2 protein-coding genes are annotated in these 1,873 nt (G+C 54.2%); one reads left to right on the top strand and one right to left on the bottom strand.

Annotation, left to right across the window (positions count from 1 at the left end):
• Positions 1-134 precede the first annotated feature (134 nt).
• Entirely contained in the window at positions 135-1,196 is a 1,062-nt protein-coding gene (locus TPRIMZ1_RS0116330) for a hypothetical protein (RefSeq protein WP_010263024.1), read from the bottom strand.
• Between the two features lie 264 nt (positions 1,197-1,460).
• Here TPRIMZ1_RS0116330 and TPRIMZ1_RS0116325 point away from each other — a divergent pair.
• The coding region (locus TPRIMZ1_RS0116325) for an Rpn family recombination-promoting nuclease/putative transposase (RefSeq protein WP_232616858.1) at positions 1,461-1,873 on the top strand (413 nt) is incomplete at its 3' end.

Raw genomic sequence — 1,873 nt, 5'->3', positions numbered from 1 at the left:
CCGTCAATTAGTACGGAGTGGGGTGTCGGGAAGGAAACGTATGGAGGGACCCTCTGGGAGGCCCCATACGTTTCCTTCCAGACAGGCCCCCCCGACCAATTGTGTGCTTTCGAAAACCCAGTCTGCGCATGGCTTCACCGGGAATGCCAAATAAAGGCGCTGCTGAACCAGGCTACCTGGGCTTCTCTCGCCATGGTGTCGTGGGGTTTGCCGTTGGGGTGAGCGGGGATCCAGCCGAGTATTTCTGCGATGAGGGCTTGGGTTTCCGGGGCGGCAAGCCAGGTTTTGGCGGGATCAAGTTTGGGTTGCAGTTTGTCCGGGGCTTCGGGGATGGCCCAGAGGATGTCTGCCTGAAGGCCGTAGGTGTTCCAGTCCGAAGGTATGGGGAAAAGGGTGGCGTCCAGACGGCCGGCGTCGTAGGCGGAGAGTTCCCGGGCCATGCTGAGGGGGGCGTATACCCAGGCGGGATCGTTCCGTAACAGGGTTAGCCATACGTCAAACCAGGTGTAGGTCAGGGCGCCCTGCTGGAAACGGCGGTTGCCGTAGATGAGCCGCTCCTTTGCGGCGTCCCAGGTCCGCTGGTCCTGGGGGAAGCTGCCGGGGCTGTCCTGTAAAAGCTGGCACAGCCAGGCGTGAACCGCATCGGCTTCGGCGCCGGGGATGATAAGGCTGCCTGCGCCGCCGGCGGGGTTCCGGATACGCTCCAGGCTAAGCTGGGGGTCCCCGGTTTTGCGGAGTATGAGCCAGGGGTCCAGGGCCAGGGGTATGGTTCCCTGGTAATCTGTCCGGTTCTGGTAGAGCTGTGGGAATACCCGTATGGGCGGTTCCCAAGGCGGGGCTGCCTCCGCCGGAGCGCCGCCGGCTTCGGTGTTAGTATCGCTGTTTTGGTCGATGTCGGATTGGCCGGCCAGAAAATCCTTCGTAATAATAATACCGTATTGGCCCTTCTTAATTCCGGCCACGGGATCGTAGACCCTAAGACGCGTGAAGGGGGGAGGGGAGGGAGCTTTTTCTAACAGCTCACCCCATTGTTTTTCAAGCCCTGCCTCCACATACCATGTCGGGCGGGGCCAATTCTTGTAGAGGGTGATCGCCCCAATTACCATAACTGTGAGTAAAAGGAGGCTCCCCCCCAGAAAAATCCCGGGGAACTTCCTTTTTGTTACCGTTCTTTTTTGTAATCTTCGCTTACTCATTATCGGATACCTACCGCTTCCTTAAGTTTTCGGCTCGGTAGTAGTCCGTGTTGGTGTACGCCACCGCCGCCCAGGGCTTTCCTGTCCATTATTCACTGCTTCTTTATATAAGTTTATAGAAGAATCGCTGAAATTGAAAGATAAAAAAGACATTTTTCTCAAATATTTTCCTCCCACTAAAGCATTTTCTTCCATACCACCCATAACAGGGGTAAATCGGGACAGATCGGTCCCCACTATTTTGAGGAGGAAAAGTAATTGAGTGTGAATACGAAGTATAAGGACAGTGTTTTTACCAAACTTTTTAATGACGAGGATAGACTTAGGGAGCTATATGCCGCCCTGGAGGGTATCGAATACGATCCGGCTATATCGATAACTATCAACACCCTGGAGGATGTTCTCTACATGGACCGGATCAACGACCTGTCTTTTACCGTGGGTGATAAACTGGTATTCGTGATAGAACACCAGTCTACCCTCAACCAGAACATGCCCCTGCGGATTTTGTCGTATATTGTCCGGGTTTATGAGAAAATAATCGCGCATCGGGCTTTGTATAAAACCGCCCTAGTGAAGATACCCAAGCCGGAATTTATCGTCCTGTATAACGGTTTGGAGAAAGCGCCGGAAAAGTGGGAACTGCGACTTTCGGACGCCTTTATGGGGTTGGAGAG

The sequence above is a fragment of the Treponema primitia ZAS-1 genome (assembly GCF_000297095.1).
GTDB lineage: Bacteria > Spirochaetota > Spirochaetia > Treponematales > Breznakiellaceae > Termitinema > Termitinema primitia_A.
This window is presented reverse-complemented; position numbering and strand designations above follow the sequence as displayed.